Genomic DNA, 7,102 nt, shown 5'->3' on the forward strand with positions numbered 1-7,102 from the left:
AAAACTAAAGTTGTTGTAATTGTTCAATAAAAGCCCTACTTTAGAGTGGGGCTTTTTTATAAGTATATACAATGAAAATATTAAAAGATGATCTAGAGTTTTTATCTAAATTAGCAAATGAGTTTTTTGCACAAGAGGATATAGTGTATAAACTTAATAAGTTTTCAGAGAATAAAATTAGTGGATGGGAAATATGGTTACAAGTAGAGTTTGCGATTTTTTTATTTAGTCATCCTGATGTTTCTGAAATTGAAAGAGAAAAAAGATATGAGTTAGACAAGCGAAGGTCAAAAGATAAATATATTTGCTCAATAGATTTTATGATTCGTCAAAAATACAAACAGTCTTCGATTCCATTGGAAATTAAACAACATGAGAATGCATCCAATTGTATTCGCTATATGCTTAAAGACATTGAAAAATATGAAAAAATAAAAGAATCTAAAGCTAGTACTGGAAGATCCTTATGGTGTTTAGGATTACATCCTACAGTTGAGGAGGATTATTTATCTAAATTAATTAATGAAAATAAATTTAGAGAAATTTATCCAGAATTAGTTTTTTCTAAATCTATTAAAGGAACAAATTTCAGTTTTACTCTTATTTAAGTATAAATATTTATATTTAGAATGAAAAAGTGTGAGGTATGATCGTGCTTTTACAGCTTTTTAAAAAGGTCTAATTGTTTAATATTAAAAGATAAAGATAATTGAATTTGGTTGAAAAAGACCCTACTGTTAAGTAGGGTCTTTTACTGAGAAAATGATGTCTTTATTAAGAGAAATTCAAAGCGAAGCAGTTAGTCCTACAACTAAAGTTTCTGCTTTGCTACGAAAATGTAAAATTTTGGCCTATCGCCTAGGAAATGAAAATTTCAAAAAGTGGGTGGATTCTGAACTAAATGGATATGCAGAAACAGAGATATTGCCTAAATATAGAATTTTGTCTGTGATCTCTCAGGGACATTTTAATGGCTCTTTTGGATCTAGGCTTAGGAATGCTGATATCACATCAGGATGTTTTCCACCTGAATTTAGGAATGATTTAACAACTTCATACTTACTGGACCCTATAGCTGAATTAGAATCTCTAATAGATAAAGATTCTACGAATAAGATACTGCAGCAACCTTGGAGTCCAGATTTTATAGCTAAGTTCGCATATGTTATTTATCAAAATATGGTGTGTATTAAAGCATGGAAGTCGATTTCTTCAACTCAGATAGAAGGAGTTCTTGATATTGTAAAAACAAGAATCTTGAGTTTTGTATTAGAAATCGAAGCTCTGGATCCTGACGCTGGTGAAGCTGCTTTAAATTCCAACCCAATCCCACAAGAACAAGTTAGTCAAATTTTTAATATTAATATTTCTGGCAATGTTCAAAACTTAGCTTCAGGAAATCATCACAGCACTATCCACCAAGAAATTAATAACTCTCAAATTCCTGAAGAGTTTCTAAATTTATTAAGCACGTTGAGAAAATCTGAAATCGAGGAAGAGTTAGTTAGCGATCTAGAACTAAGAATTGAAAAATTAGGAACCTCAATTGGAACACCAGAATATACTTCCTAATATGGTGAGCTAATGAGTTTTCTCTCTAATCATGTCACTATATATACTTTTTTAGCTCCATTTATTCCAATGCTATCAAGCTATTTATCATAGAAAGTGAAAGTGATTAAGCACAGCGACGAAATATTATTAAATCACAAATAAAAATATCGCTTAGCTTTAACGACACTATCATTTACAAAAATGGACAATAGACATTCATCACAATAGAGTTATACTGCTTAGACCATTTTCTAAAACAACGGAGAACAAAGATGGTTACAGCTGGCTCAAAACCGGGAACAGGTTTCTATTTTTGTATTCAATGCGGACATCGCGTCTTCTTAGAAATTGGTACAGACCGACTACCACCGTGTACCAAATGCCTCGGCACCCAATATAACGATAAGGTTGCCTAAGCACACGATATTCAAAACAGAAGATCCTGTTTTAAATAAAAGCCCTATCACCCGATAGGGCTTTTTTGTTAGCGTATAATTTACATCATAAAAATGGCTAAATCTCAAGGATAACCAGCATGGAAACAATCCTCGGTTTATGTATCGGTATCGGCTTGAGTGCAGCCTGTGGTTTCCGTGTTTTTGTGCCTTTACTGGTGATGAGTATTGCTGCATTGATGGGCTGGTTTGAACCGATGACCGGTTTTGAATGGCTGGCCATGCCGGCAGTTTGTCTGGCTTTAGCCATCGCGACCCTCTGTGAAATCGCTGCGTATTATATTCCCTGGGTGGACAATGCCATCGATACGATTGCAACGCCTGCAGCCATGCTGGCCGGAACCTTGATAACGATGGCTGCCAGCAGTGGAGAAATGTCCCAGTTTGCAGCTTGGGCCGCAGCGATTATTGTCGGTGGCGGAACAGCTGGGGCTGTGCAAATGAGCAGTGTTGCAGCACGCGGACTATCAACTACCACCACGGGCGGTGTTGCGAATCCGGTACTCTCAACCGGAGAGTGGATCGGGGCTATTCTGTTATCCATTCTGTCATTGCTTTTGCCAGTGCTAGCTGCCTTGCTGGTTGTAATGCTAGCCATCATGGCAATTCGCTGGATACGTCTAAAAAAGAAAAACAAGCTAGAAAATTCCGCCTTATAAAAGTCAGATAAATAAATATTTATCACTAATTTTTAATGAAATATTTGCTTAAAGAAAGGTCCTTATCTTGTTTATGAAATTGCTTGATTTTTATTCAATAAAGACATAATTTCTGTATGGTTTTATTTGTGGTTGAACTTTATAAAAACAATATTAGGGGAACTGTAAATGATTAAATTTATTGTAGATGAACAAGAGTCTGCCCAAGGCGTGCACTATATTCATAACGCAACACGAGGCTATGAAAACCTGCCAGAATTTGATAACCAGATTCTGATTGGATATTTTGCTAATTATGATCTGGCTTATAAACGGGCAAGAATGAACTGGCCGAGAGAGAAAGTAGAGGGCTGTCATAAGTGCTGTACAGAATGAGATTCATAGACATATTGGGCGTCATTTAAAACCTGCTATACAGTGGGTTTTATCATTTATTCTGTTTGAAAATTGATCAATTCGACCCCATATAAAATTATAGATTTATCATGTTTAGGGCTGCTCAATTGCAACATTATCTTGATCTCAATCATGACTCGGGTGTGGCCAATTATGAGATTGGCAATGAGTTTATTCGGGTTCAATTCAAGAAAACTTCGAAAGTGTATACCTATAGTTATAGCAGTGCAGGTTATCAGCATGTGGAAAATATGAAACAGCTGGCCCAGTATGGTGATGGCTTAAATGCCTATATCAATCATCATACCCGTCATCTGTTTGTACGCTAAAAAGTGATCGCTGAGAGTGAGAACTGAAACTTTTAGCTCAAAATATTTAAACCATTCCCCTTTAGATTACAGATACAAATCAGTAATTCCTGAAGATTTGATTGATCTGTTAACTTAATGATAGATGGCTCTACAGGCAGGGAATCACTATGGACCTCGATTTCTGGTGTCGGTTTTTACTTTATACATTGGCTTTGAATTACAGCATTTTAATGCTCTGGTTCTTGCTCATTGTCTTTTTACGAGACTGGGTAAAACGATTGCATAGTCGATGGTTTCAGCTTTCAGATTCGACTTTTGATGCCGTTCATTATGGCGGCATGGCCCTCTATAAAATCGGAATATTCCTATTCAATCTGGTTCCGCTGATAGCCATATATTTAATTGGGAAAAGTTAGGAGATAAAACTTTCGCAGGTTTCAAGAATAAATAAAATTGATAGTCGCATTAGCATTACACAGAGCAGTTTAAACGCTTAAAATGCTCGAAACAGAATAAATAATATAGAAAAGGAGTTCGGCTCAATGAATCAGTTTAAACCTGCCTTAATTTTAGGTGCATTGATCGGCTTGGGAATGATTATTGCCGGATTCATTCTGAGCAATAGTGCGGTCAAGATTAAACAATATGAGCGGATTGTTTCCGTAAAAGGGCTGTCGGAACGTGAAGTGAAAGCCGATGTCGCAGTCTGGCCCATCCGTTTTAGTGGCGGTAGTCAGGATCTGACAGAACTGTATGACACCATGGAGCTGCAAACCCAACAAATTCAGGCGTTCTTAAAAGGCGAAGGTTTTAAGGCAGAAGAAATTAACACAGGTTCTCCAGTCACTACAGATAAATACGCACAGCAATACGGCGGTGATGCCAATGTCGCGCTACGTTATACCGCGCATCAGACTATTACGGTTTATACCCACAATATTGATGCAGTCCGTGCAGCGCAAACCCGTCTGGTCGCTCTCGGTAAAAAAGGTATTGCTTTTGGTGGTGATGATTCTGGGCAAAGAACGGAATATATTTTTACCAAACTGAATGACATCAAACCGGCGATGATTGAAGAGGCCACACAAAATGCCCGCAGTGTGGCAGAAAAGTTTGCAGCGGATTCTCAAAGCCGTCTCGGGAAAATCAAGACAGCCAATCAAGGTCTGTTTAGCATTGAGGATCGTGACAGCAATACGCCTTATCTAAAGAAAGTTCGTGTGGTTTCTACAGTGGATTATTATCTGGCTGATTAAATGGCTGGAAAACTGAACTTAGCGGTCTGAAAAATTTAGAGCAGAATGAAGTTTTAAATGAAGATAAATTCCAGAAATTCTGCTCTTTCTGCAATAAAAGATCTTTATTTTGAGCTAAAAGATAAAAAATTCTTCTATAAATATATTCTAAGAAAAATATTTTCAAAAACTGGGAAAATTAAAAAATCTTAGGAAATTAATTTTACCGCAGCTTGGCTACTATATATCTCAAGGGTGTGATGGGATCGAAAAGAGTAGCATGCTGTGAGTGGCGCAAAACGCGAGTGCAGTACGAACCCAAAAGGTCTCGATTCGGCTTAGGACGCTATAGACCAAAAGTTTATAGGCTATAAGATCATTTCTTACAAAGAGTGATAGTTGAAGTAAACCATCAAGATGTTTTCCCAACACCCTCAAAATTTTCTCTTCTAATAATAAATCTTCTCCTCCAAACTGCTTAATACTTTCCTTAACCAGTCACTTATCTTCTTCCTCAAATAGCTTTAAATTCATTTGAGATTCAAATAAATACTATTAAAATCACATATCTAATCTATTTTATTTGTAGCCTATTGCTTTCAATTATCCTTTATTTAAATACTATTCTAATGTCACCGGTTGTTTATAAGTATTTGATATAAATAATTTAAAATATAATATGTTTAATATTTGCTCACAAATTATATCCTTGAAAAATAAAACAGAATGCTATGATAATTTTGCATATAAGAAAGGGGCACGTCTCATGAAAAAATATGAATTAGAAATCAGTTATCCGCATCAGAAAGAAGACGAAGCAGAGCAGCTAGGCAGCTTATCGGCAGAAGAAATTCTCTCTACTTTTAAGTCCATCAATTGGCAACAGTTACGGATTTTACAATTACAGATGCAAGCCGCCATTACCACTTTTACCGTAACAGACTCCGATGCTGAACAGTCAATTCAGATCACGCTGAATGAACTGGCGCCGTCAGGTCAGCTTGAGTTCAGGCTGGAAAGTGATATTGAAGTCGAAGCTCAACATAAAATTCTGGGACTATTTAGCCTGAAAAACAAAGACTATGTGTCATTTCGCAGTCTGACTATGTCACAGGTTCAGCAATATCTTATGACATTCTTAAATGAAGATCTCGACAGCCTGAAAACCCAGTATCAGTCAGGTCATTCAGTATCTCCCATCAGTGCAGCGTCCAAAGCTTAGTCGGGCATTGATTCTATAACAGGGCTGGATTGACAGTATTCCCTGACATTGTTATTTTGCGCGTTTTCTCCTGAATGCTTACAGCACATGCCTATTAACGACAACTTTGTCTACGCGCCGCCTCAAGACCCATTGCATATTCTGTATGAAGATGATGATCTAGTCGTCATTGAGAAGCCGGCCGGTTTGTTGTCTGTTCCGGGACGTTTGCCTGAGCATCATGACAGTGCTTATCTACGGGTACTAGAGCGTTATCCGAATGCCAAAATTACCCATCGTCTGGATATGGCGACGTCCGGAATACTGATGTTTGCCAAACATCGCGAAGCCGAAGTGGCGGTCAGTAAAATGTTCCAGGCACGTACAGTCAGCAAGCACTATATTGCGCTGGTACAGGGGGAAATTCAGACCGAGGGCAGTGTCGATGTGCCTTTAATTACTGACTGGGAAAATCGCCCCCGGCAAATGGTACATTTTGAACTGGGTAAAGCTGCCAAAACACTCTATCAACGGCTGGAATATCTGCCTGAGCAAGACATCAGCCGGGTATTACTGACGCCAATTACCGGACGTTCACATCAGCTCAGAGTCCACATGCTGCATATCGGTCATCCGATTACGGGCGATAAAATCTATCATCCGGAACCAACGCGTAGTCATCTTAATCGCATGGCCTTGCATGCCAGTGAACTGACTTTTACTCAACCCTTGAGTGGTCATAAAGTTGAGATTCTTGCACCTGCGCCATTTTAGTGAGACTTAACCATTCAAAAAATGAATATAGATTCTGATAAATATTTGAATTTCAGTAAGCTGCAACAGAAATGTCAGAATTTATTTCAATCATCGGAAAATTATGGAGTTGAATTTAAGCAGTTTTCTAGAAAAATTATGTTCGGAATCATGTCTTATCAAGTAATGATTTTTTGAAATTAAAAAAGTGTATCCGGAAAAATTTCAGAAATCATTTAAGGGGGATTTATCACTTTATCTTTAGTTTAACTGTTTGATCTGTCTATTTTTATTAGGTTTTTCTCAAGATTTTCAGCCTATCCAAAATTCGATCTTATAACTTTTGATATAAAAATAAAAACCACTCTAATCGCTTATCACCAACAGATTCATTTTAAGTAAATTGATAGGCATAAAAATATTAAGGTTTTATAGGTGGAAGATCATTAGATCTCTTTCATAAATCATTTTTTGCTCAGTTCCAAGTTGTAGATTCCAGCGATTAAATTGAATCTCAAACCAAGCCTTTTACCTCTAT

At 37.0% G+C, this 7,102-nt stretch carries 10 protein-coding genes; all 10 read left to right on the plus strand.

Features of this window, described 5'->3' with window-relative positions; all coding sequences use genetic code 11:
- Positions 1-71: 71 nt before the first annotated feature.
- A complete protein-coding gene (locus tag RJ01_RS11200; protein WP_034171125.1) occupies positions 72-608 on the plus strand; it encodes a hypothetical protein in 537 nt (178 codons plus the stop codon).
- 157 nt (positions 609-765) lie between these two features.
- Complete coding sequence (locus tag RJ01_RS11205) at positions 766-1,572, plus strand: hypothetical protein (RefSeq protein ID WP_227504424.1); 807 nt, start codon at positions 766-768, stop codon at positions 1,570-1,572.
- A gap of 206 nt (positions 1,573-1,778) precedes the next feature.
- A complete protein-coding gene (locus tag RJ01_RS16130; protein WP_262477982.1) occupies positions 1,779-1,970 on the plus strand; it encodes a hypothetical protein in 192 nt (63 codons plus the stop codon).
- A gap of 119 nt (positions 1,971-2,089) precedes the next feature.
- The gene (locus tag RJ01_RS11210; protein WP_034171126.1) at positions 2,090-2,668 is read left to right on the plus strand and encodes a DUF4126 domain-containing protein; all 579 of its coding nucleotides are present in this window, start codon (positions 2,090-2,092) and stop codon (positions 2,666-2,668) included.
- A 168-nt stretch (positions 2,669-2,836) separates the two neighbouring features.
- The gene (locus RJ01_RS11215) at positions 2,837-3,043 is read left to right on the plus strand and encodes a hypothetical protein (protein ID WP_034171127.1); all 207 of its coding nucleotides are present in this window, start codon (positions 2,837-2,839) and stop codon (positions 3,041-3,043) included.
- A 128-nt stretch (positions 3,044-3,171) separates the two neighbouring features.
- Complete coding sequence (locus RJ01_RS11220) at positions 3,172-3,393, plus strand: hypothetical protein (RefSeq protein ID WP_004785142.1); 222 nt, start codon at positions 3,172-3,174, stop codon at positions 3,391-3,393.
- Positions 3,394-3,542: 149 nt separating this feature from the next.
- Positions 3,543-3,791 carry a DUF6868 family protein gene (locus RJ01_RS16585; RefSeq protein ID WP_034171128.1) on the plus strand — a complete coding sequence of 83 codons (249 nt, stop codon included), beginning with the start codon at positions 3,543-3,545 and terminating at the stop codon, positions 3,789-3,791.
- A gap of 126 nt (positions 3,792-3,917) precedes the next feature.
- Positions 3,918-4,631: an SIMPL domain-containing protein gene (locus RJ01_RS11230; RefSeq protein ID WP_034171129.1), complete on the plus strand. Its 714-nt coding sequence runs from the start codon at positions 3,918-3,920 to the stop codon at positions 4,629-4,631.
- Between the two features lie 745 nt (positions 4,632-5,376).
- Positions 5,377-5,832 carry a hypothetical protein gene (locus tag RJ01_RS11235; protein ID WP_034171130.1) on the plus strand — a complete coding sequence of 152 codons (456 nt, stop codon included), beginning with the start codon at positions 5,377-5,379 and terminating at the stop codon, positions 5,830-5,832.
- A gap of 87 nt (positions 5,833-5,919) precedes the next feature.
- Positions 5,920-6,585 (plus strand): pseudouridine synthase, encoded by a 666-nt coding sequence (locus RJ01_RS11240; protein ID WP_034171131.1) that lies wholly within the window; start codon positions 5,920-5,922, stop codon positions 6,583-6,585.
- The last annotated feature ends 517 nt before the right edge of the window (positions 6,586-7,102 follow it).

Source organism: Acinetobacter sp. YZS-X1-1 (genome assembly GCF_000804305.1).
In the GTDB taxonomy this organism is placed as follows: Bacteria; Pseudomonadota; Gammaproteobacteria; order Pseudomonadales; family Moraxellaceae; genus Acinetobacter; species Acinetobacter variabilis.